The following is a 25,830-nucleotide window of genomic DNA, read 5'->3' as shown; positions in this document are numbered from 1 at the left end:
TGAGCGGCCGGCAGGGTCGGCGACGATAGGATTCCGGGCATGAGCCGTGAATGGATACTGTCAGTGACCTGCCCCGATGCGACCGGAATCGTCCACGCCGTGACCGGGGTGCTCGCCGGAATCGGAGCGAACATCACCGAATCCCAGCAGTTCTCCTCCCCCGACTCGCACCAGTTCTTCCTCCGCCTCTCCTTCTCCACACCGACCCCGGTCACCGCCGCAGACCTCGAAGGCTCGCTGTCCGAGGTGGCCGACCGTTTCGCGATGGAGATCGGCCTGCAGCCGGGCGAGAAGCGCACCCGCACCCTCGTCCTCGTCTCGAAGGCCGCACACTGCCTCAACACGCTGCTCTTCCAGCAGAGCGCAGGCCGCCTGCCCATCGACATCGTCGGGGTGGCAGGGAACCACGACGTGCTCCGTCCGCTCGCGGAGTTCCACGGCCACGACTTCCACCACATCCCCATCTCCCCGGAGACGAAGGAGAGCGCCGAGGCGGAGCTGCGTCGCCTCGTCACCGACCTCGACGTCGAACTCATCGTCCTCGCCCGGTACATGCAGATCCTCTCCCCCGACCTCTGCGCGGCCCTCGAAGGCCGCGTCATCAACATCCACCACTCCTTCCTCCCGAGCTTCAAAGGCGCCCGGCCCTACCACCAGGCCCACGCCCGGGGAGTGAAGATCATCGGGGCGACCGCCCACTACGTCACCTCCGACCTCGACGAGGGACCGATCATCGAACAGGACGTCGCCCGTGTCGACCACGACCACGACACCGCCGACTTCATCACCCAGGGTCAGGACGTCGAGGCGGCCGTCCTCGCCCGCGCCGTGCGCTGGCACGCCGAGGGGCGCGTCCTCATGGACGGTCACCGCACGGTCGTCTTCGACTGAGCGGAACGAGGCCCCGCTTCGGCGGGGAACGGGGCCCGCCTCGGCGGGGAACGGGGCCCGCCTCGGCGGGATGCGGGGGCGTGCGCCTCGGCGGGATCCGCACCCCCACCTCGGCGACGTGGTGCGGAACTGACACAAATCCCTCCGAGCCGGCCCGCGCGGGCCCGGGCTGGGCTACTGTCACTGTATGAGTGAGACTCAGCCCACAGGCCTGCGCCGCCTGCCGATCCCGCGCGGACCCGTCAACCTCGCCCGGCAGGCCCTGCTGCGGACCGCGAACCTCGGGCTGACGGCCGCGTACGGGACGTACCGGATGCACCCGGCGATCTGGCGCTTCACCGCCCGGCACTACTCGCCGAAGCTCGAGCCCTTCGCTCGGCTCAACGCGTGGATGATCTGCCAGCAGGCCTCCCTCGACGTCCCCGCCTACCAGGACTACCTCGCGCGCACCGGCTTCGCCTTCTCATGGTGGGACCTCGAGGCCTACACCCCGACGTCGAAGGACGCCTTCGTCCGGAAGTACTCTGAGGAGCACCGGTGCTGGGGCGGGAGGATCGAGCGGGTGGGCACGGTCGTCGACGAGTCCTCGGGCTCCTCGGGCACACCGTTCAACTGGATGCGCTCGAAGCGCGAACTCGACACCGTGCACAAGAACGTCGCCGGGTACGTGACGATGCTCTTCGGGGACAAGGACCTCTTCTGCATCAACGCGTTCTCGATGGGCGCGTGGGCGACGGGGACGAACACGGGTCTGGCGATGGCGAAGGTCGCGATGGTCAAGAACACCGGGCCCGACCTCGAGAAGATCCTCGACACGATGCGTCACTTCGGGCCCGACCACACGTACCTCATCAGCGCCTATCCTCCGTTCCTCAAGCATCTCGTCGACCGGATGGACTCCGAGCCCGGCGCCTGGGACGACTACCGGATGAGCGGCTTCGTCGGCGGTGAGGCGATGACCGAGGGGCTGCGCGACTACCTCGAACAGCGCTTCGACCGGGTCTACTCCGGCTACGGGGCCTCCGACCTGACGATCGGGATGGCCGGGGAGTCCGACCTCTCCGTCGTCATCCGCAGGGCGCTCGCCCATGACCTCGACTTCCGCGCCGAGGTGCTCGGACCCGACGAGTCCCGCGTGCCCATGGTCTTCCAGTACAACCCGCTCGAGACCTACCTCGAGACGACCGAGGACGGGGAGCTCGTCGCGACGATCAACTCCGCGTCGGTGATGAGTCCCAGGCTGCGCTACAACATCGGCGACGAGGCGAGACTCATCGACTTCCCGACGATGGTCGAACTCACCCGCCGACACCCCGACCTCGCTCGCGCATGCTCGCAGGCGTTCTCCGGCAACGGGATGAAGCTGCCCTTCGTCCTCCTCTTCGGCCGCTCGGACTCGACGATCTCGTACATGGGCGCGAACATCTACCCCCTCGACATCGAGAACGGCCTCTACCGGGACAACCCCCGCGCCCACCTCATCGAGTCCTTCCGGATCGAGCTGCGCGAACTGCCCGACCACGAGCACCGCCCGGCTCTGCACATCCAGCTGCGCGAGACCGCTCCGGCGCTTTCCGCCGGTGAGCGAGCCGAACTCGCCGAGACGATCCGGACCGGCGTCCTCGGCCACCTCGCCTCGGTCTCCCGGGACTTCGCGCAGAGCATGAAGGAGGACCCGACGACCGCGGAGCTCGAGATCGAGATCCACGACTTCGGCACCGGCCCCTTCGCCGAGACATCGACGAAGATCAAGAACGTCTACCTCCAGAAGCAGCCTGCAGCGTCCGCGTCCGCACCCGCAACTCAGTCAGGGGAGAGCAATGCGATCGAATGACTTCTCACAGGCCCCGCCGCAGGCCCGAGCCGGGGCGTACTTCCTCGGCGCCAACCGGTACCGCAGCCCGCTCGTCATGCTCGGCCAGCTCCGGCGCTGGCCGAAGCTCGCGAAGGCGCTGAGGCGGGCACCGGGCTACCTCTGGCATCGCAGCTACTACGAGTTCCCCGACCGCATCGGCCTCTTCGTCGCCTTCGCGACCCGAGACGACCTCCTGCGGTTCGCGCGCACCCCCGAACACGTCGAGATCATGCACTGGCTCATCGGCGACGGTGAGAAGTCGCCGGCCCGCGGCGGCTTCATCCGCCTCCTCGAGGCCGAGGAGTGGGGCTACACGAACGGCGAGTTCCGCGCCGAGGACGGCCGCCTCGCCATGATCGACTCCTTCACCCCGATCTCCGAGGAGTGAGCGTGGAGGCCGGAGGTCCACGGTCGGGACTGACGCGCCGCCGGGTGACGACGAAGGCCGAGCTGCGAGGCTTCATCGACCTCACCGCCTCGATCGCGTCCGCCCGGGGCGAGTCCGATCATGTCGTCCCCCTCGTCGCCTCGGACATCACCGCGTGGGCCTCGGGGTCCGGCTGGTTCGCCGAGGAGGTCGAGCTCTGGCTACTCACGGATGACTCCGGTGCGGCCGTGGGCCGGGTGCTCTGCCATCGGTCCCGTCTCCTCGCCGAACGGCTGAGCGACGGTCCGGGAGCGCAGGCACCAGAGACCCTCTTCTTCGGTGCGCTCGAGGCCCTCGATGCGGCCGTGATCGAGGAGATCATCGCCCTCGTCCTCGATCGGGCGGACGCGCTCGGCGCCTGCCGGGTCTTCGGTCCCGTCTCCCCGCTGCCCAATGTCACCGGCGGACTTGTCACGGCAGGCTTCGAGCATCCCGGATTCTTCGACACCGCATGGAATCCGGAGTTCATCGCCGAGGCCTTCGCCGCCGCGGGATTCTCGACATGGGGTCCCGCGCAGACATGGGAGGTCAGGCTCGACGCGGTCCCCCGCGCTCGCGCGACCGCAGTCAGCCCCGCCGAATGGTCCGAACACGGACTGCGTCGCCGGCCCGTCACACGTCTGGGCATGCGCGGGTTCGCAGCCCGGCTGCTGCCGACGCTCAACGCCGCGTTCTCAGCCCTGCCCTACTTCACGCAGATCTCCCCCGCCCAGCTGAGATCGCAGATGGCAGGGCTCTCAGTGCTGGCCGATCCCTCACTCATCGTCGATGTCGTCGGCGCCGAGGAGGGCGATGACGCGCCGTCGCGGTGCTTCGCCCTCGTCGTTCCCGACCCTGTCCCGGTGCTCCGTCGCCATGGCGGCCGGCTCGGTCCGGCAGCGCTCTGGGACCTGCTCCGTCACCGCTCCCGCCTCACCGACGCCGTGCTCATCATCCAGGGCACCGATCCCCGCTTCCAGGGTCAGGGTCTGCTCTCCCTCGTCACCAGGGAGGTGTACGCGGGACTCGTCGCCGGCGGCTACCGGCGTCTGCGGGTGACGTTCATCGCCGAGGACAATCCCGCCTCGGCGGCGGTCTTCGCCAAGGCCGGAGGCACGCCCCTGCACTCGCTCTGCTTCCTCGACCGGAGGCTCGAGTCCGCGCCGGAGGGAACGGACTTGGTCGTCGAACGGCCGGTGGCGGATGCCTCAGACACTGCGGCGACGGACGACGCGGACACGACGGGGTCGGACGCGTCCGACGTTGAGGGGGCGGATGCGTCCGACACGACCAGGACGGGAGCCTCAGTCACGGCGGGGTCGGGCACCTCTGTCACGGCGGGGCCGGGAACCTCAGTCACGGCGGGGTCGGGCCCGCAGTCGTCCCCCGGCATCAGCGCACGCCTACTGACGTCGCTGTTCCGCACGGCCGGGCGGGCACCCTCGGCGCACAACACCCAGCCGTGGACGCCGACCGTCGCGGGCATCGCTGAGGACGGTGCCGTCGCCGAGGTGGGTCTCACCGTCGACCCGGACCGGACCCTGCCGGCCGGCGATCCCCGTTCCGAGGACCTCCACCTCTCGCTCGGGTGCTGGATCGAGGCGTTCGCGATCGCCGCCGCCGAGGCGGACCTCGCGGTCGACGTCTCCTCCGTCGACGGGTGGGGACCGGGGCTCACCGTCGGGCTCGACGTGCGCAGCGGAGCCGGCCGCGCGGGCGGCTCAGATTCCCCTGTCGCTGCCTGGCCGCCGTTCACGGTCGCCGATCTCGAGCACCGGCAGGTCGACCGCGGCCCCCTCGCCCGTGACGAGGCGGCCCTCGACTCCGCCGTCGAGACGGCCAACATCGCACTCGCACAGTCCGGGGCACGGCTCGTCGAGGTCACGGACGGACTGTGGGCGCGACTGCTCGACCGCGCCGAACACTGGTCATTCTCCACGCCCGCCGTCTTCACCGAGACCCTCGCATGGCTGCGCTTCGACCCGCGCGATCCGGCGTACCGCGCGGACGGACTCACCGCCGAGTGCCTGCGCATCCCGTCCTTTGGGGCACGAGCGGCGGCACTCCTCAATCGGGCGCCTTTGCGCCCATTCATCGCCCGGGCGGTCTCCGGTGCTCTCACACCGGTCGGGTGGTTCACGCGCCGCCCGCAGGGGCCTGCCGCCGAAACTCCTCCGAGGCGCACCGGCGCACCCCATCACCTCATCCTTGCCGCCGCTGAGGCTGCCGAGGACACAGAAGTCGCTGACGACGGAACGCCCGCGGCGAACCCGACGACGATTGCCTCGGCAGTTGCGGACTCTGGTCAGGCAGACTCTGCAAGCGCGGCCCGGGCGGATACAGTCCCGGCTGATACGGCCCCGGCTGACGTGAAGGCAATGTCTGACGTGGCGGGAATGGCTGCTGCGCGGGAGCTCCGTCTCGGACGCGATCTGCTGCGCACCTGGCTGCTCTTCGATCGGGCGGGCCTGCGCGTCGATGTCCACTCGGAGATCAAGGACTGCCCGGAGACACACGCCTCTCTGCGCGACCTGCTCGGCCGACAGAAGTGTGCCGGCAGCGAAACCCTCCCCGACGGCAGCGCCAGGTTCACCCGTCCCATCGCCGCGTTCTCCGTCGGCCGGTCGACGACCCGGGTTCCCCGCTCGCATCGGCGCTCGGACGCCTGAGGAACAACACCCCGACCGGGACGGCCCACGGAACCGTCGCCCGCATCGGCGAGGTATCCGGACCACCTCAGCGGGACGGGACAACCGCCTCAGCGGGGAGTGCGGGACACTTCGCCGGGGCGGGACAGCCGCCTCGGCGGGGAGTCCGGACCACCTCAGCGGGACGGGACAACCGCCTCGACGGGGACGGAACCGTCGACAACCCGCCTTCATACCTGTCGATCGGACCGCGATTCCACCCCTGGGCGGATCTTCACACGGTATTCACACCCGGCTCATGCTTTACTGTAAAGTCTCCGGTGCTGATCAAAGGAGACGAAACCCCATGTCCGAGACAACGTTCCGCACCATCGCCATCATCCTCTACTTCGCGGGTATGCTCGCCATCGGCTGGTTCGCCTACCGGAAGACGAAGGACAGTCTCGACGACTACATGCTCGCGGGCCGGGGCCTGCGCCCGAGCGTCGCAGCGCTGAGCGCCGGAGCCTCCGACATGTCGGGCTGGCTGCTCATGGGCCTGCCGGGCGCGATCTACCTCTCGGGCCTCGTCGAAGCCTGGATCGCGATCGGTCTCACCGTCGGCGCCTGGGTGAACTGGAAGTTCGTCGCGCCTCGGCTCCGCGCCTTCACGGAGACCGCCGGTGACTCGATCACCATCCCGAGCTTCTTCGAGCAGCGCCTCCAGGATCGCACGCATCTGCTGCGCATCGTCTGCGGCCTCATCATCCTCGTCTTCTTCACGTTCTACGTCTCCTCGGGGATGGTCGCGGCCGGGAAGTTCTTCGAATCGAGCTTCGGCCTCAACTACCTCGCGGGCATGCTCATCGTCGCCGCGATCACGATGGTCTACACGCTCTTCGGCGGCTTCCTCGGCGCCACGCTCACCGATGTCGCCCAGGGGCTGCTCATGTTCGCCGCCCTCATCGCCGTGCCCATCGTCGCCGTTATCAACGCCGGCGGACCCGCCGAGGTGATCGCCAACGTCCGGGAGATCGACCCGAGCCTGCTCAGCCTCTTCGGCTCCGGCTCGTTCTGGGCCAGTGGGACCTATCTCGCCGTCATCTCCTCGCTTGCGTGGGGTCTGGGCTACTTCGGCCAGCCGCACATCATCGTGCGCTTCATGGCCCTGCGCACCCCCGCCGACGCGACGGTCGCCCGGCGCATCGGTGTGGGCTGGATGGCGATCTCGGCGGCCGGTGCGATCGCCACGGCCATCGTCGGCATCTCCTACTTCTCCCAGCACGCCGATCAGGCGCCCACCGACCCGGAGACGGTCTTCCTCGACCTCGCGCAGATCCTCTTCCACCCGTTCATCGCCGGGCTCGTCCTCGCCGCGGTGCTTGCGGCGATCATGTCGACGATCTCCTCGCAGCTCGTCGTCACCTCCTCGGCACTCGTCGAGGACCTCTTCAAGATCGTCGCGAAGCGCGCTGGGTCGACGCGCACCCTCCAGGACAAGACGTACGTGCTGCTCGGCCGCCTCGGCATCCTCATCGTCGCAGTCATCGCCGTCCTTCTCGCGATCTCGCCGTCGAACAGCATCCTCGATCTCGTCGCCTTCGCGTGGGCGGGCTTCGGCGCCTCGTTCGGCCCGATCGTCCTGCTCACCCTCTTCTGGAAGAAGCTGACGAACTGGGGCGCGCTCTTCGGCCTCATCTCCGGTGCCGTCGTCGCCTTCGTCTGGGGTCAGCTCAACACTCCCCTGACGGATTCGATCTACGAGATCATCCCCGGCTTCGCAATCAACCTCATCGTCGCGGTCGTCGTCAGCCTCGCAACCTACAAGCCGAACCCGGAGATCGACGCCGAGTTCGATGAGGGCGTGGAGCTTTCGAAGGTGAGGTGAGCGCCGAGGAGGTCGCGAGCTGATCCGCGCCTCGTTAGATTCGTTGTCAAGCAGCCGCCGGGGTCTTCGCCTCGTAGAAGACCCCGGCCTTGACTATCGCGAACACGACGTTGAGCCGGCGGCGAGCCAGACACATCACCGCAGCATTGTGTCGCTTACCCTCAGCCCGTTTCCCCTCGTAATACGCCTTCGACACCGAGTCATGACACGACGCCACCCACTCTGAGTGGAACAACGCGTTCTTCAACCTTTTATTGCCAGCACGCGACGGGGCGATGTCAAGGCGTCGAAGCAACATGGGGCTCGCCGGCGAGCAGTCGAGCGAATGCCTCGGTGGGCGTGAGATAGCCCAGTCGGCGGCGGGGTCGATTGTTGATCTCCTCGGCGATGGTGGTGAGGTAGGGCTGGTGATCGGGGATCACCGTGCCCTTGGGCAGATACTCCCGGTAGAGCCGGTTCGTGTTCTCGTTGCTGGGCCTCTGCCAGGGCGAGTGGGGATCGGCGAAGTAGACCGGCATCGCCGTGGCCAGGGAGACCTTCGCGTGCTGGGCCATCTCGCTGCCCTGGTCCCACGCCAACGATGCCTTCATCATCTCGGGCAGGTCGTTGAAAAACTCGATGACCGCGTCAGCGGTTGGCTCGGCGTGTTTCGAGGGCAGGGCCAGCAGCCCGGTGAACCCGCTCATCCGCTCCACCAGCGTCGCCGCGCACGAGGTGCCGTTCTTCCCGATGATCAGGTCACCCTCCCAGTGCCCCGGCACCCGACGCTGGGCGGCGTCCTCACCTCGCTCCGCGATCGGGACCATACCTACGATTGGGCCACCGCGCGTCCGCCCGGTCGTACGTGGTCGGCGCTTGGTCCGCTTGGACTGCAGGAAGATGCCCTTGCGGGCGAGCTCACCCTTCGGGATTGCGTAGATGTACTGGTAGATAGCCTCACCGGAGACGGTTCGGCCGCGTGCGTCAGGAGAGTTCGCCATGCGTTCAACGGTCGGGTCTGTCGCCTCCAGACGGAACCGGCCCGCTATCTCGTTCGGCGTCCAGGACGCGGCCAGGTCGGCGTCCACCCTCGCCTGCAGCACCGGATCCCCCGCGACCTTCCGCTGCTGCGGGCGAGCTCGCCGACGCTGCGCTCTGACGTCTGCGGTCACGGCCTGGTAGCCGCGGGTCTTCGTCGAGTTCCGGTGAAGCTCCCGCGAGATCACCGACGGGCAACGCCCCAGGTGACGGGCGATCCTCCGCACCGACCAGCCCGCTTTCGAGGCCGCCGAGATCTCCGACCTGTCGCTGAACGACAACCCCACCCGCGCCATCTGCACACTCCACCGATCAGACCCCCGCCGACCGGGAGTGTTGCTTCGACGCTATGACACCACCCGGGAACTCACCCCGAATCGATGTCCCCGTCCGACGCGTCACCGGAGCGATTCCGGCATACGCAGCCAAATGTGCAATAGTCTTGAACGCGCTGAAATCACCGGCTGCCAGGAGGATCTGGTTTGCGGCCTTAACGCCGACTCCCGGCATTTACGTTGAGACCTGAAGAAAAGAGGGAGCGAGTCAGCCAGTTCCTCCGCTTCAGCCTCGATCTCGGTCTGCCATGACACCCGATGCTGGCACCCACGTTACGACGAGACCTCAGTACACCTGGGTCCAGCCCCTATCAGCAGTCAACGCGTGTCCTGGATTCCTTGCGGCAACACCCGCCGGATCATCAATGACAGGGCGAATCAGCCATGCCAGAACCAGCGACCAGGCCCCCTATGGGGCCTGCCAATAAATATAGGGCACCCCCGCAAAAATAGAGCGGTCGGCTCAACAACTGCGTCAGGGGCCTATGGGACACTAGATACTACGCACAGCCGAAGTAGTTGAAGGGAAGCAATTATGAGTGCGGAGCAACGAAGTGCCGCAGACGCCGTCTATGTGCTGAACGCGATAGCACGTCTTATGCGAGCCTCTCCCCATGCCACGGAAAACATGGAATGGACGGAGATGCACGCCGAGTACCTTGAAGAGATAGCCGGCGCGGTCCAACGTGACGCTGCTCTGGACCCTCACATGCTCGAAGACGGAGCAGCCTACGTTGGCCGTGAATGGGAACACGCTCTCATCCCAGTGTTCTACGGCCATGATCGTATCGAGGAGATCGTCGAACGGCTGTGATACAACCCCAGACAAGGATCGCTGAATCAAAGGAGCAGAGAAAACATGGATAGCAAAATACAATTCTTCGTGGATTCAACCAGTCCTCATTCTGAACCTCCCAAAGAGCTCGGTGACGGCAGACGAGTCGAGTGGTCCGAAGCGAGCGACGTCGTCATTACCCTCACGGATGGCACTATGCACAGGTACGCGCCTAGTTTTCAAGGTTCTGGTGAAACCAACACCTCTGAGGGCGGCCACGCATATGCAATTCTGGATGGCACGCTCCAAGTGCAGTCCTACAACCACGAAGCCTTCTTCGCAGACAGCAAAGTCAGCGGAAGGGACTGATGCAGGGTTTGGTGACATCTGATCTGGCTTGTACACAGGCAAGCCTGGAAGGATAGACACCATGCCCCAGCCCTATCCGAAAGAGTTCCGCGATGACGTCGTCCGCGTGGCCTTGAACCGCGACGAGAAGACCACGATCGGACAGATCGCCAAGGACTTCGGCGTCCACGAAGGCACCATCGCGAAATGGCTCCGCCAGGCCGAGATCGATGCTGGTAACAAGCTCGGCAATACCACCGACGAATCCGCTGAACTGCGGGAGCTGCGGCGGCGGACTCGCCTGTTGGAGCAAGAGAACGAAGTCCTGCGCCGCGCGGCTGCGTATCTGTCGCAGGCGAATCTGCCGTCAAAAGGCTCTACCCGCTCGTGAGAGAGCTCGCCGTCGACGGTATTCCCGTGGCGGTGTCGTGCCGGGTCTTGAAGCTCTCGCGCCAGCCCTACTACCGGTGGTTGGCCACGCCGGTCCCTGAAGCCGATATCGTCGAAGCGTACCGGGCCAACGCCCTGTTCGACGCCCACTGCGACGATCCCGAGTTCGGATACCGATACCTCGCCGATGAAGCAGAGTCGGCCGGCCATCCCATGGCAGTGCGCACCGCGTGGCGGTTGTGTTCGACCAACTCCTGGTTCTCAGCCTTCGGCAAGGGCCGGGGTAAGAATGGAAAGAAGCCCGGTCCACCCGTCCACGACGACCTGTGTGCCGTGGTCGACGAGGACGGTCGGACCCGGCACAAGTTCACAGCCGATGGCGTGAACCGGCTCTGGTTGACCGACATTTCGGAACACCACACCGATGAGGGCAAGCTGTACCTCTGTGCGATCAAGGACGTCTACTCGGGCCGGATCGTCGGCTACTCGATGAGTGCGCGGATGAAGGCCCGGTTGGCTGTTGACGCTCTCGAGATGGCGGTGGCCCGCAGGGGTGGTGATGTGGGCGGATGCACGGTATGTCAAGCCCCGGGTTTCGTAGAGGCTCCTATTCTTGGTTTCCTAAGCAGCCGCGGGTTCTGTCCCGGACTGGTTGATCCATTCGGAATGGACCTCGACGGGCGGTCGGTAGTTAATCGCTGAATGCAACCTGGACTGGTTGTACCAAGCCACCCACTTCGACGTCTCCGCCATCACCTCGATCAACCCCGACCACCCCTTCCGGTCGATGAGTTCGGCCTTGTAGACCGAGTTCAGCGCCTCGGCCATGGCGTTGTCGTACGAATCCCCACGCGACCCCACCGACGCCACGACCTCGGATTCCGCCAGGGTCTCGCCATAGCGAATCGATCGGAATTGCACCCCGCGATCCGAGTGGTGCACCAGCCCGGAAACGTCTTCACCGGCCCGATATTTCGCAGCGAGAGCCATCGTCAGAGCGTCCCTGGCCAGGGACTCCCGCATGTGGTTCGTCACCTGCCAGCCGACGATCTCCCTGTGGAAGACATCGAGGATGAACGTCGTGTATACCCACCCAGCAGTCGTCGGAACATAGGTGATGTCCGCGACCCATAGACAATTGGGTGCCGGTGCTGCGAACTCACGCTCGACAAGATCATCCGGACACTCCTCAGCCCTAGCCGAAGCCGTCTTCGGGCGCTTCCTCCTGCGTCGAATACCGTCGATGCCTAACTGGCGCATCAACCGCTCCACCGTGCAGCGGGCCACCGGGCCGAACTGATCCGCGTACTCGCGGTTGATCGCCTTCCACATCTTCCGCACCCCGTAACACGAGTAGTTCGCCTCATAGACATCCTGGATGACGACCATCAGCGCCTGGTCTCGGCGGGCCCTGGCCGATGGTTCGCGTTTCTTGAACGCGTAATACGAGCTCACAGCAATCCGTGCCGCAGTCCCGGACAGGGCGCGTACGATTGGCTCGACTCCGAACTCGTGACGATTGTCGTCGATGAAGACGACAATCACTTCGATGGGCGGTCGAGCTCCGCCGCGAAGAAAGCCGACGCTCTCTTCAAGATCTCGTTGGCCCGCTTCGCTTCAGCCAACTCCGCCCGCAGCCGACGGTTCTCCGCTTCCAAATCGACTGACTCAGTCGGTGTGGCCTTGCCGGAGTCTTTGTGCTTACGGACCCAGACTCGCAGGGTCTCTTTGCTCAGACCGAGCTCGCCGGCGACACGGGTGATTGCCCCGTTCGCCGTCTCCGGATCGGCCTGAGCATGAATGACGAGTTCGACGGCGCGAGCCTTGAGTTCGTCGGTGTATTTCACTGGCAAGAGAGAATCTCCTTCTTCCAATCTCCCTGCCTCTATTATCCCCGGGGCGATTCAGTACACAGCGACCGTGGCAGTCAGTTTCGATCAAGGAAATTCACTCAGAGTCTGGCTTGCCACGGCCTTGTTGGGTCGATGGGCCGGGTCGGTGCTGCTGGCGACAACGCGGCCATGGAGTCATTCTTCGCCCTGCTGCAGAAGAACGTTCTCGACCGTCGCCGGTGGGTGAGTCGGGAGCAGTTGAGAATCGCGATCGTGACGTGGATCGAGCAGACGTATCACCGTCGTCGGCGGCAAGCCCGGTTGGGTCGTTTGACACCTGTCGAGTACGAAGCAATTATTGAGTCACCTGCAGTCGCAGCGTGACACCCGAATTGTCACCTCTCCTTGCATCAGTCCCGAATGGATTGGGAGACTGGAAGATATGGTTACTTGCAGTCCCGTGAGACGGTGAAGGTTCTGCGCACCTATAGCCAGGGCGCATGGGTTGAAGCAACCGGGATGACAGTGGAGCCAATCCATAAGACGAGAAGCAAGAAGACCTTCCAGGACGATCAGAACGACTGAGCCTTCTGCACTCTCAAGCGACTGACGCGAAAACGCGATGTGGGAATGGACAGAGGTTTCGGTACTAGTCATGCATCTCGCGCCCGTTCAGAGGCTGGAGCCGCCGGTGGTGTCTATCGTCTGCCCGGTGACCCAGTGTCCACGATAGCCGGCGAGGAAACTGATCACATCCGCAATATCCTCAGGAGTACCAATTCTGTCGAACGCGGAAACCTGCACGGCGCCGTCGCAGGCTCCGGGTGCGTCGATCCAATCGGCATCGGGGTCGGTGCCAATGGTGCCAGGCGCGACCGAGTTCACCGTGATCCCGCGTTTGGCCAGCTCGGGCTAGACCGCGTGCATGACATTACCAGGACCAGCGACCCAACCCCGTTCGAGATCTATAGATTTATATACGTGCACCCCCTCACCGGGCTGGCGGGCTGTTCCGCTTCCCAATCCCGCGGACACCGAGCCACTCGTGGATCGAGCGCGGTCTGACGGAGACCTTTTCGCTCGATCCACAGTTGCGCGGAAATCCGTGTCCCGGGCGACGCGGAAACCCGGCCAGGCGTGGACCGAGCAACGGCCTGCGCAACCGCGCGCCGACCCGTGAATGTACTGCAGGCGGGCACCCAGTGGGCACCCGCCTGCAGTATCGGGATCGGACCGACTCTAGATCAGAGTCACTTGTCCTTGCCGGCCTCGGGGTCGACGGTCTCGACGGTCTCGACGGTCTCGTCGACCTCGACGTTGCCTTCGGCATCCTCGGTGACCTTGACTTCGTCGACGACGACGTCGCCATCGGCATCCTCGGTGACGGTGACGTCGTCGGAGACGACCTCTTCGTCGGAGGAGTCAGAGGAGTCAGTCGAGGCGGCAGCGGCGGTCGCGGTGGCCTGCTCGGCCTCCTTCACCGTGGCCTGCTTCGGCGAGTAGGGCTCGAGGACGAGCTCGATGACGGCCATCGGAGCGTTGTCGCCGTTGCGGGGACCGATCTTCGTGATGCGGGTGTATCCGCCCGGACGCTCGGCCATGGTCTCGGCGATCGTCGTGAAGAGCTCGTGGACGATCGACTTGTCGGCGATCTGGGCGAGCACGCGACGACGGGCGGCGAGGTCGCCCTTCTTCGCGGCGGTGATGAGGCGCTCGGCCACCGGACGGAGGCGCTTGGCCTTCGTCACGGTCGTCGTGATGCGCTTGTGCTCGAAGAGCTGCGCTGCCAGGTTGTTGAGCATGAGGCGCTCGTGGGTGGGCGAACCGCCGAGGCGGGGGCCCTTCGTTGGGGTAGGCATAGTGGAAAACTCCTAGGTCTTGATCAGTACTGTTCGTCTTCGACGTAGGACTGGTCCTCTTCCGCGAGACCGGATTCGAACCCGGCAGGACTGTCCTTGAGGCTGAGTCCGAGCTCGTTGAGCTTGGCCTTGACCTCGTCGATCGACTTCGAACCAAAGTTGCGGATATCCATGAGGTCGGCTTCGCTGCGGGCGACGAGCTCGCCGACGGTGTGGATGCCCTCACGCTTGAGGCAGTTGTAGGAGCGCACGGTCAGATCGAGGTCCTCGATGGCAAGCGCCAGGTCGGCGGCGAGAGCGGCGTCGACCGGCGACGGGCCGATCTCGATGCCCTCGGCTTCGACGTTGAGCTCGCGTGCCAGACCGAACAGCTCGACCAGCGTCTTGCCTGCCGACGCGATGGCGTCGCGCGGGGTCATCGACGGCTTGGTCTCGACATCGAGCACGAGGCGATCGAAGTCGGTGCGCTGCTCGACACGAGTGGCCTCGACCTTGTAGGTGACCTTGAGAACGGGCGAGTAGATCGAGTCGACCGGGATCCGGCCGATCTCGGCATCGGCGTTCTTGTTCTGGGCGCTCGACACGTAGCCGCGTCCGCGTTCGATGGTGAGCTCCATGTCCAGACGGCCTTCGCCATTGAGCGTGGCGATGTGCAGGTCCGGGTTGTGGATCTCGACTCCGGCGGGAGCCGAGACATCGGCAGCGGTCACGGTGCCAGGGCCCTGCTTGCGCAGGTACGCAACGACAGGCTCGTCGAATTCAGACGACACGACCAGGGACTTGAGGTTGAGGATGAATTCGGTGACATCCTCCTTCACTCCCGGGACGGTGCTGAACTCGTGGAGGACGCCGTCGATCCGGATGGAGGTGACGGCGGCTCCCGGAATCGACGACAGCAGAGTGCGACGAAGCGAGTTGCCGAGGGTGTAGCCGAATCCGGGCTCGAGCGGCTCGATGGCGAACCTGGAGCGGTTGTCGGAGACGACTTCTTCCGTGAGTGTTGGGCGCTGTGCAATGAGCACGTGGGCTTCCTTTCAGCGAACATCCGCTATATGACGTTCGCACTGCACGTCATGGCAGTCGGCCATGAAGAACGGTTCGGTTTATGCGATGAATCCGTTCTGCCTCAGGCGGCGGGCACAGCGGCCCGTCGCCTGCGGCAGTTCCACGGAAAGGGTCAGCCGCGGCGGCGCTTGGGCGGACGGCAGCCGTTGAACGGAACCGGGGTGACATCCTGGATGGTGCCCAGTTCCAGGCCGGCGGCCTGCAGGGAGCGGATCGCGGTCTCGCGGCCCGAGCCCGGTCCCTTGACGAAGACGTCGACCTTCTTCAGGCCGTGTTCCTGCGCGCGGCGGGCGGCGGATTCCGCAGCCATCTGAGCGGCGTAGGGCGTCGACTTGCGCGAGCCCTTGAAGCCGACCTCACCGGAGGAGGCCCAGGAGATGACAGCACCGGTCGGATCGGTGATCGACACGATGGTGTTGTTGAAGGTGGACTTGATGTGCGCCTGGCCGGCAACGATATTCTTCTTGATCTTGCGGCGAGGCTTGCGCGCTGAAGCGGCGCGTGACTTGGGAGGCATAGGTTTTACTCCTGATCGAGGTGGTTGACGCCGGTCAACCGGGTGAGCATGTTACTTCTTCTTACCGGCCACGGTGCGCTTCGGTCCCTTGCGGGTGCGCGCATTGGTCTTGGTCCGCTGTCCGCGAACCGGGAGACCGCGGCGGTGGCGCAGGCCTTCGTAGCTGCCGATCTCCACCTTGCGGCGGATGTCGGCGGCGACCTCACGGCGGAGGTCACCCTCGACCTGGAACGTGCCCTCGATGTAGTCACGCAGCTGAACGAGCTCGGCGTCGCTCAGGTCCTTCACACGGGTGTCGGGGTTGATCCCGGTTTCCGTCAGGGTCTGGCGCGCACGCGTGCGGCCCACACCATAGATGTATGTCAGGGCGACCTCCACGCGCTTTTCGCGCGGGATGTCGACTCCGGCAAGACGTGCCATAGGTTCTTACTCCTGTTGATGTTTCGGAGGTGCTGATGCAGACCTGTCCTCAGTGACCTGAGGTCCTCGGCCCCCGACCGAAGGTATCGTCCTGCTCATGCCGGTCCGGCATGCGCAGGGGGCGAGGTCTGCGTGGGTGTGGTGCTGCTGGCAGCCCCGTCTCGGGGCTCCCTCTGCTCGAAGAGCTGCTCAGCCCTGACGCTGCTTGTGGCGCGGGTTGGAGCAGATCACCATGACTCGACCGTGACGGCGGGTCACCTGGCACTTCTCGCAGATCTTCTTGACGCTGGGCTTAACCTTCATCGTTTTTCCTTCTCTCGGCCGGTCTCCCTTCCCAGGGAATCCGGCGCGAATGATCGAAGATCCTTACTTGTAGCGGTAAACGATTCGTCCACGCGAGAGATCGTAAGGAGACAGCTCCACGATGACTCGGTCCTCGGGCAGGATTCGGATGTAGTGCTGCCGCATCTTCCCTGAGATGTGCGCGAGCACCTTGTGCCCGTTGCTCAGCTCGACCCGGAACGATGCGTTCGGGAGAGCTTCGACAACGGTGCCCTCGATCTCAATGACCCCTTCTTTTTTGGCCATATCGTTCGCTAACCTCGTATTCCCGCGAAACCTTCGCGTTCGACGTAATCGTCGATCGTCGGTCGGCACCGACGATCCCCACAGACTGCTCCGGCCCTCCCCCACCACATGAAAGGCTGTGGATGGCGTGACGCCGCCCACAACCGTGAATGGATGAGTTGAGTGAGAACAGACCAATCATCTACTCTACACCACGATCCGAAGATCTTCCAGGCGGTCCTGGATTCCGCGCGTGACTTCCCCTACAATCCCGGCTCCCCTCGCCGAGGCGGCCCGCCGGATCGGCGTCACGTCCGTTCCTCACACCCCGTCACCCCGCCGAGGCGGTGCCCCGAAGCGATGCCCACGTCCGTTCCGCGCACCCCGCTCCCTCGCCGAGGCGGCGCTGCCCGACCATCGTCCGGCCCCGAGTCCCTCGCCGGGGCGGGGCACTCACCCGCGGGCGCGTGCCCCGTAGCCGGTGCGGATCCCCATGGCCACGGCGACGGCGAGGACGAGGAAGCCGAGCACGGTGACCCATGCGAAGCCGCCGAGTGAGAGCAGCGGACCGGCGAGTGCGGCGACCGCGGCCGCTCCGAGGTTCATCCCCGCATCCGAGAGTCCCTGCACGGGGATCCGATGCGCCGGGTCGATCTCCTGGGTGAGCAGGGTCGAGCCGGCGATGAGGCACGCCGACCACCCGAGTCCGAGGAGGAAGAGCGCGAGGGAGAGCCGGACGAAGGAGGACTCGCCTGCCGCGTCGATGAAGCCGAGGATGAGCGCGGCGGCGAAGAGCACCTGCCCGAGGAGGATGACGCGTCCGGGAGCGAACCGGTCGGTGAGGTAGCCGAAGACCGGAGAGAGTCCGTACATGCCGAAGATGTGCCCGGCGATCGTCACGCCGATGAGCCCGAGGCCGAACCCGTGATGGTCCATGTGGACCGGGGTCATCACCATCGTCACGACCATGATCATGTGCCCGCTGACGACGGAGAGGAGACCGAGGAGCGCACCCGGGGATCGGCGCACGGCCGCCCAGGTGCCGCCTCTGCGAGGGGCCGTCGGGGCGGCGACGATCCGGTCCGCCCCGACGCCGGGTCGATCGGAGCGCGGGGTCCGGAGGAAGAGGACGCAGACGAAGGAGAGGAGGTATCCGCCGACGGCGATGAGGAAGGGACCGGCGAAGGGGTCGATGCCGAGCGAGCGCCCGAGCCGGGAACCGGGTTCGGCGAGGTTGGGTCCGAGGACCGACCCGACGGTCGTCGCCCACACGACGATCGACATCGCTCGACCCTTGAGCTGCTCAGGCGCGGAGTCGGTGGCCGCGTACCGGCTCTGCAGGCCCGAGGCGGTCGCGGACCCGAAGAAGCCCATACCGACGAAGAAGAGCAGGGCGATGCCCGCGAGGATGGCCACGACGATGAGGAGCGCTCCGGTGAGGGCGAGTCCATAGCCGACGGCGAGCGCCCAGCGGCGATTGCGCACCTGCGCGAGACGCGCGAGCGGCAGAGCGAGCAGTCCTGCGCCGAGGATCGAGGCCGTCTGCGCGAACCCGGCGAGTTCGGTGCGACCGGTGAGCTGTTCGGCGAGGATGCCGCCGACGGCGAACCCGGTGGCCACGCCGATGCCGGCGAAGAGCTGCGCCAGACACAGCGCCCACTGATTGCGCACGAACGTGCTCGCCACGTTCCCCTCCTCATATCCTCGGTCCGCATCGATGCTAGCCGAGTACCGCAGACGCCGAGGCGGCCGGGAACGGTGGTGAGATCCGCTCCCGGCCGCCTGCAGTGCTCGACCGGTGGTGTCAGGCCCGACGGTCAGGGCCGCCGAGCCCGGCCCGAGCTCAGTGCTTCGCGCCCTTTCCGCGCGTCATCCGGTAGACGACTCCACCGGCGGTGAGCAGGGCGAGCGCTCCCGCGAGCAGGGGCCAGATGTCGGCACCGGTGCGCGGGAGGCTTCCGCCGGATCCGCTGCCGGATCCGCCGCTGCCCGCGCCGGGGGCGTCCCCGCCGCCCTTCGGGTTCTCGTCATCGCCGCCACCGGAGCCGTTGCCGCCGTCGGAGTCCTTGCCGCCGTCGGAGTCCTTGCCTCCGTCGGCGCCCTTGCCGCCCTTGCCGTCGTCGTCGCCGACGACGGTGAGCGTCGTGTTCGCCACGGTCTTGCCCTTCGCGTCGAGGAGCTGGACGACGTAGGTGCCCGGCTTCGCCTTCTTCGGGACGACGACCTTGCTCACGGCGTTGCCGCCGTTGTCGGTCGTCAGCGTGCCGAGCGTGCCTCCGGTCTCGAAGGCGACGGTGTAGTCGGCTTCCGAGGCCTGGTGCTTGACCGAGGCGATGACGCTCTCCCCTGCTGCGACCTTCTCCTTCTCGAGCGAGAAGTCATCGGCGCGGAACGTGTCCATCCGGCACCGGTTGGGCAGGGTGATCGTCTCCCCGCGGTCATCGACCGCGGTGTCCGGTGTCGGCAGCTTGGGTCCGAAGTCCCCGACCTTGGGCAATGTGCCTGCGGAGAGGAACTCGTTGACCGTCTGGTCCGTGCACGCCTTGTTCTCGTCCCGCGACATGTACGAGGTGTGCGAGGCACCGGAGACCGAGAGCAGGCTGCCGTCGATCGTGCGGGCGAGCTTGACGCCCGAGGCGTACGGGGTCGCCGAGTCGTGGGAGGTCGAGACGACGAGGATGTTCGGCACCGCGGTGAGCTTCTCCGGCTTGGGCAGGGTGCCCTTGAACTTCCAGAAATCGCAGTAGTCGTAGACGCCCGGCGAGACCGACGCCGCCTGGAACGGTCCGGCTTCGTCGTAGCGCTTGGCCAGGTCGCGCAGCTCCTCGATGTCCGGCTTGTTCCCGTAGCTGTTCTCATCCGTGCAGCGGATGTTCGTGAACGCCTGGAGCATCGGGTCGTAGTGGCCGGTCTCGTCGCGGGAGTTGTACGAATCGGCGAGCGTCATGAGCACCCCGGCGGTCTCTCCGGCCTTGAGTTCGGTGAGCCCGAGCGCGAGCTGCGCCCAGAGGTCCTCGGAGTAGAGGGCCTGGATGACGCCGGTGCGGGCATCGCCGAAGGTGACCTCGCGGTCATCGCCTTCGGATCCCGCCGGCAGCGGTTTGCCTTCGAGGGAGCGGAGGATCCCCTGCACGGCCGTGGTGAGTTCCGCCCTGTCGGTGATCCCGTCGCCGAGGGCGCAGGTGAACGGTGCGTTCTTGAGGTCGGCGAGCCGGTCAGGGTACTCGAGGTTCGGGTAGGTCTCGCCCCACGTCCTGCCCTCGGTGCCCTTGGCCGAGCAGTCGAGCGCGAACTGTTCGAAGGTGTCCTGGAAGCCGGCGATCTGCTTGACCGAGTCGTCGGCGTCCTCTTCGGCGTCGGCCTTGCTCACGAGCTTGCCGTCGGCGTCGAGGTAGGCCTGGGGGTCCTTGTTGATGTCCTTGAGAGCCTTGTACGCGGAGACGTTGCCGGGGTCGACGGCGCCGTCGAGGACGAGCCGGCCGACGCTGTCGCCGAACTTCTGCGCATAGACGTACCCGAGCCGGGTCCCGTAGGAGAAGCCGATGAAGTCGAGCTTGTCGTCGCCGCTCGTCGAACGGATGAGGTCGAGGTCGCCGACGGCGTCCCACGTCCCCAGGTGCTTCATGAGGTTCTCCTGGCCTCCCTCACCGAGGTCGAAGAGCTTGCCGGTGTTCTCGATGCAGTCACCGGCGAATCTCTCCGCCTGGTCGTTGAGGATGTCCTCGGCGTCCTCGCGGTCACCGGCCCACGCGTCCTCGGCGCGGTCGGCGTCGATCTGCTCATCGGTCGAGCACTGGGAGAAGGGCATCGAGCCGCCCGTGCCACGCGGGTCGAAGCCGACGAGGTCGAAGTTCGCTGCGAGGTCGGGTTCGAAGAGTGCACCGGCGACGCCGAGCGTCATGCCCGAACCGCCCGGTCCGCCCGGGTTCCAGGCGACGGTGCCCTGCGGGGTGGTCTTGACGAACTTCCCGTCGACCATCTTGCCGGAGGGGACCTTCATCATCGCGATGGCGACGTTGCCGGCGGCAGGATCCTTCGCGTCGATGGGAGCGATGAGGTAGCCGCAGACCGGGGTGCGTCCGATGCGCTCGGTGTAGTCGGGGTAGCCGAGCTTGCCGCAGTTCTCGGCGCTGAGGTCGACCTTCTGGTTGTAGTACTTCTTCAGGCCCGCGGGGATGTTGCCCGCGCCCTTGCCGCCGCCCTTCGGGTCGGGGATGCGGTAGGTGCCGTCGTCCTGGCGGAAGAGCTCCTTCGCCAGCTGCGGGTAGTACTCGTCGAGTTCACCGGCCTGATTCGCGTCCTCGCTGGGCTCTTCCGTCGGCTCGGCGCTCGGACTGGGCGACTCGGTCGGAGTCTGCGTCGGGTCGTCGGTCGGTGTCGGTGCTGCGGTCTCGTCAGCGACGACCGTGAAGTCCTCGCTCGTCTTCAGCCCGTCGTCCGACTTGACGATGTAGGTGCCGGGGGTCAGTCCCGATCCGTCGAGTTCGGTCTCGACGGTGCCGGATCCAGCGGGGACGACGGCGTCCGTGCCTGCGACGGCTTCGTTGTTCGCCGCGTGGACGATGCGCAGCGTCGTCGCTGCATCGGAGGCGCGGACGGTGACGGGGATGACGAGCGAGGTCGAGGCGGTCACCTCGGCGTCGGTGCCGAGGACGATCTCGAGCTCGTCGACGTCTGTCGCTTCGTCGGCTGCGGGCTTCTGGATGGACTCTGCGGGTGACTCCGCGGGACCGGCGGCCGCGGCGGGCAGAGCCCCCGCGAACAGCAGAGAAGCGCCGATGATCGACGCTCCCAGGACACGCGAAGACCCTCTCAATGTGATTCGGGTCATGCTCGTCATCGTAACGCACAGATAACGGTCAGGAACTTTTCAAGTTTTTCGTTATCGTTTCGTGACCGTGGTCACAGTTGCCGGGCTCTCGCCGAGGCGGTCGCGGCTGTGACGGAGCATGTCGGACGGACGATCGCGGCCGGTGGGTCGACTGCTAGCGTGAGTGAGGTGGCCATCATCGAGGGGAGAGCAGGGACCATGGACGATCTGGACGCCATCACCGAGGAATCGCTCGTCGCGAAGGGCGGGCGGAAGTGGTCGACCTACCCCGGCAGCCTCGGTGCGTTCATCGCGGAGATGGACTTCGGGGTCGCTCCCGTCGTCCGGGAGGCGCTGACGGAGATCGATGAGCGCGACCTCTTCGGCTATGCGCCGGCGCAGATCGTCGCCGATCTCCGAGAGGCGACGGCCGACTTCTGTGCCGAACGCTACGGCTGGCGGTTCCCCGCCGCGCACGTCGAACCGGCGAGCGACGTCATCGCCGCGTTCATCGCCGTCCTCGACCTCCTCACCCCCGCAGGGACGCCGATCGTCCTCCCCACCCCTGCGTACATGCCGTTCTTCGACGTCGCCAGGGTGACCGGTCGCGAGCTCATCGAAGTGCCGATGCTGCGCACCGAGACCGGATGGTCGGTCGACCTCGAGGCCATCGACGCCGCGCTGTGCCCCGGTGCCATCCTCGTCCTGTGCAACCCGCACAATCCCATCGGCAAGGTCTACACGGAGTCCGAACTCACGGCGCTGGCGGAGGTGGTCGAAGCCAACGGTGCCCGTGTGTTCTCCGACGAGATCCACGCTCCGCTCGTCTATGAACCGGCGCGCCACGTCCCCTACGCGAGTCTGAGCGAGACCACCGCCGCCCACACGGTCACGGCGACCGCCGCCTCGAAGGCCTTCAACATCCCCGGCCTCAAGTGCGCTCAGCTCATCCTCACCTCACCGGAGGACCGCGCGGAGTGGAAGCGACGCGGACTGTTCGTCTCCCAGGCGGCGTCGAATCCCGGGATTCTTGCGACGACGGCCGCCTACACCCGCGGCGGTGAGTGGCTCGCTGAGATCACCGCGTACCTGGCCGGCAACCGCGACCTCCTCACCGAACTCCTCTCGGCGGAGCTGCCGAACATCCCCTTCCTGCCCCCGGAGGCCACCTATCTCGCGTGGCTCGACATGCGCGGCTACGGTTTCGACGACCACCTCACGAAGCACTTCACCGAGACGGCGAAGGTCGCGCTCACCGAGGGCCGGCTGTGCGGAGAGGCCGGGGCCGGACACGTGCGCCTCAACTTCGCCCTCCCCCGCCCCCTCCTGCGCGAGGCGGTCGAGCGCATCGCCGCCGCGACGAAGGGCTGAGGCGCAGACAGCTGAGGCCGCGGGGCGGGGTCAACGAGGGTCGAGGCACCGACGGCTGAGGGATCGGCCCGGATCAGCCCTCGGGCAGCCAGTCGACGAGGTCATAGGAGGGGCTCTCCGCCGCAGCCTCCCGGACCTGCTGGTCGTAGCGGAGGTAGTACTCGAGGTTGCAGCGGTCCATGACGGCCCGGAACCGCTGTGACGGCTGCTCCTCGCCGACGAGGTCGACAGGCAGCAGCGGATTCTCCATCACCGCGCGACCGACCCGGAAGTAGAGGTCGAAGAACCGGCCGATCGGCAGCTCCGGCAGCCCGGTGCCGGGTCTGCCCTGTTCCCCGGCGAGGAGCGCGAGTTCGGCCTCGAGGGACTCGATCTCCGTGCGCGCGCAGTCGAGGTCGAAGGCGATGGCCGTCAGCCGCTTCGCGGACTCGAGGTCGTCAGGGACGAGGCGCGTGAACTCGTACCAGCCGCCGTTCGTCATCTCCGGCAGCTGCGCGACGAGAGCACGGGCATGGTCGTGGAAGCCGATGAGCAGACCCGACCGCAGCTGCCGGTACCCGAGCATCCGCGCCGAGTACTGGAAGCGGTCGCGCAGCTGGCGGGAGGCCTCAGGGATCGTGTAGATCGCGGCGTGGAAGTGCCCGTCGAACTCCGGCGCCGTCCGCTCTCCGCCGATGTCGTGGAACTGGGAGAGGATGCGTTCGCGCAGACGGTAGAGGGTCACCCGGCCTCGGCGCTCGGCGCTGACGAGTTCGCGCTGGACCATGCGGGTGAGCTGGTTGTGCACGCTTGAGGCCGAATACCCGTGGTCGGCGAGGATGCGCACGATGATCGGACCGGGCACGGCGCTGGCACGCAGACACCCGAAGACGGAGATCACGTCGAAGGTGATCCTGGTCAGCCGGTAGCGATCGCCCACATCTGAGCTCCGTTTCGTGACATCTTGGACTCGGCCCACAGCCTGATCGTACCTTGAGAGCAGGCAGTCAGCCCCCGCGGATCCGGGGATGTTCCCCCTGCTCGGAACGCTTCCCCACCTGCGCCGATGTGAAGAGAGGTCAGTCATGGACGATGAGAAGCACACCCAGACCCTGCGCACCTACCACCAGGCCCGCACGACCGCCGCAATCGCCGGAGGAATCGCGACGTTCCTCGCGTTCGCGATCTTCCAGATCGTCGGAGCCGGGATCCTCGACACCGCCGCGTGGATGTTCGCGCTCGGGGCGATGACGTTCTCCGGCGTCTTCGTCGCCAGCTACCTCGGCTACGCTGCCGCCGGCAAGCGGACCCGAGTCGACGCGGCCGCCTGATCCGGTCCTCGCCGACCTCCCCTCACCCTGCCCGGCACCGCGCCGTCACGGCGGCCGGCGGCCGGCGGCCGGCGGGCGTCAGTTGCCCTCGGGTGCCGGCCGCATGCGGTCGCTAGCAGTCGGCGGGCGTTAGCTGCCAGCCGGCGGCACCGGCACGATCCCGTACGGGGCGAGCCCGGCCGCGCCGCCGTCTTCCGCGGTGAGCACCCAGACCCCGTCTGCGTGCCGGGCGACACTGTGCTCCCAGTGGCTGGCCCGGGAACCGTCGGCCGTGACGACGGTCCAGTCATCGGCGAGCGTCACAGTCTCGGGGCTGCCGGCGGTGAGCATCGGCTCGATGGCCAGGCACATTCCGGGCCGGATCTTCGGGCCGTTCGACTTCGCCCGGTAGTTGAGCACCTCGGGTGCCATGTGCATGGCCGTGCCGATGCCGTGCCCGGTGAACTCCTCGACGAGGCCGAGCGCAGGCGCCGTCTCGGTGACGTAGTCGTCGATGGCGTCCCCGATGTCGCTCACCTTCGTCCCCGTCGCGAACGCCGCGATGCCCGCCCACATCGCGCCTTCAGTGGCACGGGAAAGTGCACGGTCCGCCTCGGTGCCGGCGTCGTCCCCGCCGACGACCATCGTGAACGCGGAATCGCCGTGGAATCCCTCGACGATCGCCCCGCCGTCGATGGAGACGAGGTCCCCGCGCTCAAGGACACGCTTCCCGGGGATCCCGTGGACGATCTCCTCGTTGACGGAGATGCAGAGGACCGCGGGGAACCCCTGATAGCCCTTGAAGTTCGACGTCGCTCCGGCGTCCGCGATCGCGCGTTCGGCTGCCGCGTCGACCTCCGCGGTCGTGGCCCCCGGCACCACGGCTGCACGGGCCGCATCGAGAGCCGCCCTGGTGACCAGGCCGGCCCGATGCATCCGCACGAGCTCGGCGGGGGACTTGAGCTCGATCCGCGGACCGAAGATCATCGCAGGGCGGCGAGGATGCGGTCGGTGATCTCGGCGACCTCGCCGAGGCCGTCGACCTCGCGCAGGAGACCGCGGTCGCGGTAGATGTCGGTCAGTGGCTGGGTCTGCTCGGCGTAGACGTCGAGGCGGTGGCGGATGACGTCCTCGTTGTCGTCGCTGCGGCCTTCCTTCTCGGCGCGCGCGAGCAGGCGGGCGACGACCTCGTCGGTGTCGGCGGTGAGCTCGACGACAGCGGAGAGCTCGGTTCCCGCCTCGGCGAGCATCCGGTCGAGTTCGGCGACCTGCGCAGCGGTGCGCGGGTAGCCGTCGAGGAGGAAGCCCTCACGGGCGTCGTCCTGGCTGAGACGATCGGCGACCATCTTGTTCGTCACCTCGTCGGGGACGTACTCCCCGGCATCCATGTAGCGCTTGGCGAGCTTGCCGAGCTCCGTCTCCCCCTTGACGTTGGCGCGGAAGATGTCACCGGTGGAGATCGCAGGGATGTTCAGGGCCTCGGCCAGCCGTGCCGCCTGGGTGCCCTTGCCCGCTCCGGGCGGGCCGATGAGGATGATGCGTGAACTCATATCTGTCCTTCCCAGACC

General features: G+C 66.5%; 24 protein-coding genes, 4 pseudogenes and 1 other annotated feature. Of the genes and pseudogenes, 11 read left to right on the top strand and 17 right to left on the bottom strand.

The annotated features are described in order from the left end of the window. Positions 1 to 39 precede the first annotated feature (39 nt). The 5 genes from purU to putP all read left to right on the top strand — a co-directional run bounded on the left by purU (position 40) and on the right by putP (position 7,667). Positions 40 to 891, top strand: a complete 852-nt coding sequence (purU, locus tag ACQ1RG_RS09680; protein WP_040342043.1) for a formyltetrahydrofolate deformylase — start codon at positions 40 to 42, stop codon at positions 889 to 891. A 187-nt stretch (positions 892 to 1,078) separates the two neighbouring features. Further along, a complete protein-coding gene (locus ACQ1RG_RS09675; RefSeq protein ID WP_009379269.1) occupies positions 1,079 to 2,725 on the top strand; it encodes a phenylacetate--CoA ligase family protein in 1,647 nt (548 codons plus the stop codon). Beyond that, the gene (locus ACQ1RG_RS09670; RefSeq protein ID WP_009379265.1) at positions 2,712 to 3,134 is read left to right on the top strand and encodes a hypothetical protein; all 423 of its coding nucleotides are present in this window, start codon (positions 2,712 to 2,714) and stop codon (positions 3,132 to 3,134) included. The genes ACQ1RG_RS09675 and ACQ1RG_RS09670 overlap by 14 nt, the downstream gene beginning before the upstream one ends. A gap of 2 nt (positions 3,135 to 3,136) precedes the next feature. Beyond that, a complete protein-coding gene (locus ACQ1RG_RS09665; protein WP_430600081.1) occupies positions 3,137 to 5,821 on the top strand; it encodes a hypothetical protein in 2,685 nt (894 codons plus the stop codon). Positions 5,822 to 6,146: 325 nt separating this feature from the next. Next, entirely contained in the window at positions 6,147 to 7,667 is a 1,521-nt protein-coding gene (putP, locus tag ACQ1RG_RS09660) for a sodium/proline symporter PutP (protein ID WP_063249846.1), read from the top strand. A gap of 46 nt (positions 7,668 to 7,713) precedes the next feature. On the opposite strand, the pseudogene ACQ1RG_RS09655 reads toward putP, so the two are convergent. The 3 genes and pseudogenes from ACQ1RG_RS09655 to ACQ1RG_RS09645 form a co-directional block, all read right to left on the bottom strand. Next, positions 7,714 to 7,938, bottom strand: a pseudogene (locus ACQ1RG_RS09655) (IS110 family transposase); the annotation flags it as partial. Positions 7,939 to 7,945: 7 nt separating this feature from the next. Then, positions 7,946 to 8,980, bottom strand: coding sequence for an IS30 family transposase (locus tag ACQ1RG_RS09650; protein WP_430600079.1), 1,035 nt, complete (start codon positions 8,978 to 8,980; stop codon positions 7,946 to 7,948). A gap of 64 nt (positions 8,981 to 9,044) precedes the next feature. Then, positions 9,045 to 9,194, bottom strand: a pseudogene (locus ACQ1RG_RS09645) (transposase); the annotation flags it as partial. A gap of 453 nt (positions 9,195 to 9,647) precedes the next feature. Here ACQ1RG_RS09645 and ACQ1RG_RS09640 point away from each other — a divergent pair. From ACQ1RG_RS09640 to ACQ1RG_RS09630, 3 genes and pseudogenes are all read left to right on the top strand, one after another. Beyond that, positions 9,648 to 9,833 (top strand): hypothetical protein, encoded by a 186-nt coding sequence (locus ACQ1RG_RS09640; RefSeq protein ID WP_009379259.1) that lies wholly within the window; start codon positions 9,648 to 9,650, stop codon positions 9,831 to 9,833. Between the two features lie 391 nt (positions 9,834 to 10,224). Then, entirely contained in the window at positions 10,225 to 10,533 is a 309-nt protein-coding gene (locus ACQ1RG_RS09635; RefSeq protein ID WP_430600077.1) for a transposase, read from the top strand. A 293-nt stretch (positions 10,534 to 10,826) separates the two neighbouring features. Next, a pseudogene (locus tag ACQ1RG_RS09630) lies at positions 10,827 to 11,234 on the top strand (DDE-type integrase/transposase/recombinase); the annotation flags it as partial. On the opposite strand, the gene ACQ1RG_RS09625 reads toward ACQ1RG_RS09630, so the two are convergent. Both ACQ1RG_RS09625 and ACQ1RG_RS09620 read right to left on the bottom strand, forming a co-directional pair. Then, positions 11,154 to 12,077 (bottom strand): IS3 family transposase, encoded by a 924-nt coding sequence (locus ACQ1RG_RS09625; protein WP_009381362.1) that lies wholly within the window; start codon positions 12,075 to 12,077, stop codon positions 11,154 to 11,156. The pseudogene ACQ1RG_RS09630 and the gene ACQ1RG_RS09625 overlap by 81 nt on opposite strands. Continuing rightward, positions 11,985 to 12,113, bottom strand: a sequence feature (AL1L pseudoknot). (Overlaps the previous gene by 93 nt.) After that, entirely contained in the window at positions 12,074 to 12,379 is a 306-nt protein-coding gene (locus ACQ1RG_RS09620) for a transposase (RefSeq protein WP_009381361.1), read from the bottom strand. Its footprint overlaps the feature before it by 40 nt. Before ACQ1RG_RS09620 ends, ACQ1RG_RS09625 begins: the two co-directional genes overlap by 4 nt. A 45-nt stretch (positions 12,380 to 12,424) precedes the next feature. Between ACQ1RG_RS09620 and ACQ1RG_RS09615 the strand changes: the two are divergent. After that, a pseudogene (locus tag ACQ1RG_RS09615) lies at positions 12,425 to 12,748 on the top strand (IS3 family transposase); the annotation flags it as partial. A gap of 288 nt (positions 12,749 to 13,036) precedes the next feature. Here ACQ1RG_RS09615 and ACQ1RG_RS09610 read toward each other — a convergent pair. From ACQ1RG_RS09610 to ACQ1RG_RS09570, 9 genes are all read right to left on the bottom strand, one after another. Further along, positions 13,037 to 13,249, bottom strand: a complete 213-nt coding sequence (locus ACQ1RG_RS09610; RefSeq protein WP_197464165.1) for an SDR family oxidoreductase — start codon at positions 13,247 to 13,249, stop codon at positions 13,037 to 13,039. 365 nt (positions 13,250 to 13,614) lie between these two features. Continuing rightward, a complete protein-coding gene (gene rplQ, locus ACQ1RG_RS09605; RefSeq protein ID WP_430600076.1) occupies positions 13,615 to 14,223 on the bottom strand; it encodes a 50S ribosomal protein L17 in 609 nt (202 codons plus the stop codon). A 23-nt stretch (positions 14,224 to 14,246) separates the two neighbouring features. Continuing rightward, positions 14,247 to 15,245 (bottom strand): DNA-directed RNA polymerase subunit alpha, encoded by a 999-nt coding sequence (locus ACQ1RG_RS09600; RefSeq protein WP_009379253.1) that lies wholly within the window; start codon positions 15,243 to 15,245, stop codon positions 14,247 to 14,249. A 155-nt stretch (positions 15,246 to 15,400) separates the two neighbouring features. After that, positions 15,401 to 15,805: a 30S ribosomal protein S11 gene (rpsK, locus tag ACQ1RG_RS09595; RefSeq protein WP_009379251.1), complete on the bottom strand. Its 405-nt coding sequence runs from the start codon at positions 15,803 to 15,805 to the stop codon at positions 15,401 to 15,403. Between the two features lie 51 nt (positions 15,806 to 15,856). Further along, positions 15,857 to 16,225, bottom strand: coding sequence for a 30S ribosomal protein S13 (gene rpsM / locus ACQ1RG_RS09590; RefSeq protein ID WP_009379249.1), 369 nt, complete (start codon positions 16,223 to 16,225; stop codon positions 15,857 to 15,859). Between the two features lie 189 nt (positions 16,226 to 16,414). Continuing rightward, positions 16,415 to 16,528: a 50S ribosomal protein L36 gene (rpmJ, locus tag ACQ1RG_RS09585; protein ID WP_009379247.1), complete on the bottom strand. Its 114-nt coding sequence runs from the start codon at positions 16,526 to 16,528 to the stop codon at positions 16,415 to 16,417. Between the two features lie 63 nt (positions 16,529 to 16,591). Then, positions 16,592 to 16,813 (bottom strand): translation initiation factor IF-1, encoded by a 222-nt coding sequence (gene infA / locus ACQ1RG_RS09580; RefSeq protein ID WP_009379245.1) that lies wholly within the window; start codon positions 16,811 to 16,813, stop codon positions 16,592 to 16,594. Positions 16,814 to 17,245: 432 nt separating this feature from the next. Beyond that, the gene (locus ACQ1RG_RS09575; RefSeq protein ID WP_063249162.1) at positions 17,246 to 18,478 is read right to left on the bottom strand and encodes an MFS transporter; all 1,233 of its coding nucleotides are present in this window, start codon (positions 18,476 to 18,478) and stop codon (positions 17,246 to 17,248) included. A gap of 157 nt (positions 18,479 to 18,635) precedes the next feature. Next, positions 18,636 to 21,623, bottom strand: coding sequence for an alpha/beta fold hydrolase (locus tag ACQ1RG_RS09570; protein WP_342474410.1), 2,988 nt, complete (start codon positions 21,621 to 21,623; stop codon positions 18,636 to 18,638). A gap of 198 nt (positions 21,624 to 21,821) precedes the next feature. On the opposite strand from ACQ1RG_RS09570, the gene ACQ1RG_RS09565 reads away from it, so the two are divergent. Then, positions 21,822 to 22,973 (top strand): MalY/PatB family protein, encoded by a 1,152-nt coding sequence (locus ACQ1RG_RS09565; RefSeq protein ID WP_342474411.1) that lies wholly within the window; start codon positions 21,822 to 21,824, stop codon positions 22,971 to 22,973. Positions 22,974 to 23,046: 73 nt separating this feature from the next. Here the strand turns inward: ACQ1RG_RS09565 and ACQ1RG_RS09560 are convergent, their stop codons facing one another. Beyond that, positions 23,047 to 23,892, bottom strand: coding sequence for a PaaX family transcriptional regulator (locus tag ACQ1RG_RS09560; protein ID WP_063249165.1), 846 nt, complete (start codon positions 23,890 to 23,892; stop codon positions 23,047 to 23,049). 145 nt (positions 23,893 to 24,037) lie between these two features. On the opposite strand from ACQ1RG_RS09560, the gene ACQ1RG_RS09555 reads away from it, so the two are divergent. After that, positions 24,038 to 24,283 carry a hypothetical protein gene (locus ACQ1RG_RS09555; RefSeq protein ID WP_009379229.1) on the top strand — a complete coding sequence of 82 codons (246 nt, stop codon included), beginning with the start codon at positions 24,038 to 24,040 and terminating at the stop codon, positions 24,281 to 24,283. 129 nt (positions 24,284 to 24,412) lie between these two features. Here the strand turns inward: ACQ1RG_RS09555 and map are convergent, their stop codons facing one another. After that, complete coding sequence (gene map / locus ACQ1RG_RS09550; RefSeq protein ID WP_095376706.1) at positions 24,413 to 25,249, bottom strand: type I methionyl aminopeptidase; 837 nt, start codon at positions 25,247 to 25,249, stop codon at positions 24,413 to 24,415. After that, positions 25,246 to 25,812, bottom strand: coding sequence for an adenylate kinase (locus ACQ1RG_RS09545; protein ID WP_095376707.1), 567 nt, complete (start codon positions 25,810 to 25,812; stop codon positions 25,246 to 25,248). Before ACQ1RG_RS09545 ends, map begins: the two co-directional genes overlap by 4 nt. Positions 25,813 to 25,830: the final 18 nt, after the last annotated feature.

Source organism: Brevibacterium sp. K72, from assembly GCF_050562175.1.
Taxonomy (GTDB): Bacteria; Actinomycetota; Actinomycetes; order Actinomycetales; family Brevibacteriaceae; genus Brevibacterium; species Brevibacterium casei.
The sequence above is the reverse complement of the archived record's forward strand: the minus strand, read 5'-3'. Positions and strand labels throughout refer to the sequence as shown.

What these genes read in the sequence shown, in the direction of transcription:
- purU (WP_040342043.1), top strand. Translation starts at nt 40, where the DNA reads ATGAGCCGTGAATGGATACTGTCAGTGACCTGCCCCGATGCGACCGGA.
- ACQ1RG_RS09675 (WP_009379269.1), top strand. Translation starts at nt 1,079, where the DNA reads ATGAGTGAGACTCAGCCCACAGGCCTGCGCCGCCTGCCGATCCCGCGC.
- ACQ1RG_RS09670 (WP_009379265.1), top strand. Translation starts at nt 2,712, where the DNA reads ATGCGATCGAATGACTTCTCACAGGCCCCGCCGCAGGCCCGAGCCGGG.
- putP (WP_063249846.1), top strand. Translation starts at nt 6,147, where the DNA reads ATGTCCGAGACAACGTTCCGCACCATCGCCATCATCCTCTACTTCGCG.
- ACQ1RG_RS09650 (WP_430600079.1), bottom strand. Translation starts at nt 8,980, where the DNA reads ATGGCGCGGGTGGGGTTGTCGTTCAGCGACAGGTCGGAGATCTCGGCG.
- ACQ1RG_RS09640 (WP_009379259.1), top strand. Translation starts at nt 9,648, where the DNA reads ATGGAATGGACGGAGATGCACGCCGAGTACCTTGAAGAGATAGCCGGC.
- ACQ1RG_RS09635 (WP_430600077.1), top strand. Translation starts at nt 10,225, where the DNA reads ATGCCCCAGCCCTATCCGAAAGAGTTCCGCGATGACGTCGTCCGCGTG.
- rplQ (WP_430600076.1), bottom strand. Translation starts at nt 14,223, where the DNA reads ATGCCTACCCCAACGAAGGGCCCCCGCCTCGGCGGTTCGCCCACCCAC.
- rpsK (WP_009379251.1), bottom strand. Translation starts at nt 15,805, where the DNA reads ATGCCTCCCAAGTCACGCGCCGCTTCAGCGCGCAAGCCTCGCCGCAAG.
- rpsM (WP_009379249.1), bottom strand. Translation starts at nt 16,225, where the DNA reads ATGGCACGTCTTGCCGGAGTCGACATCCCGCGCGAAAAGCGCGTGGAG.
- rpmJ (WP_009379247.1), bottom strand. Translation starts at nt 16,528, where the DNA reads ATGAAGGTTAAGCCCAGCGTCAAGAAGATCTGCGAGAAGTGCCAGGTG.
- infA (WP_009379245.1), bottom strand. Translation starts at nt 16,813, where the DNA reads ATGGCCAAAAAAGAAGGGGTCATTGAGATCGAGGGCACCGTTGTCGAA.
- ACQ1RG_RS09570 (WP_342474410.1), bottom strand. Translation starts at nt 21,623, where the DNA reads ATGACCCGAATCACATTGAGAGGGTCTTCGCGTGTCCTGGGAGCGTCG.
- ACQ1RG_RS09565 (WP_342474411.1), top strand. Translation starts at nt 21,822, where the DNA reads ATGGACGATCTGGACGCCATCACCGAGGAATCGCTCGTCGCGAAGGGC.
- ACQ1RG_RS09555 (WP_009379229.1), top strand. Translation starts at nt 24,038, where the DNA reads ATGGACGATGAGAAGCACACCCAGACCCTGCGCACCTACCACCAGGCC.
- map (WP_095376706.1), bottom strand. Translation starts at nt 25,249, where the DNA reads ATGATCTTCGGTCCGCGGATCGAGCTCAAGTCCCCCGCCGAGCTCGTG.
- ACQ1RG_RS09545 (WP_095376707.1), bottom strand. Translation starts at nt 25,812, where the DNA reads ATGAGTTCACGCATCATCCTCATCGGCCCGCCCGGAGCGGGCAAGGGC.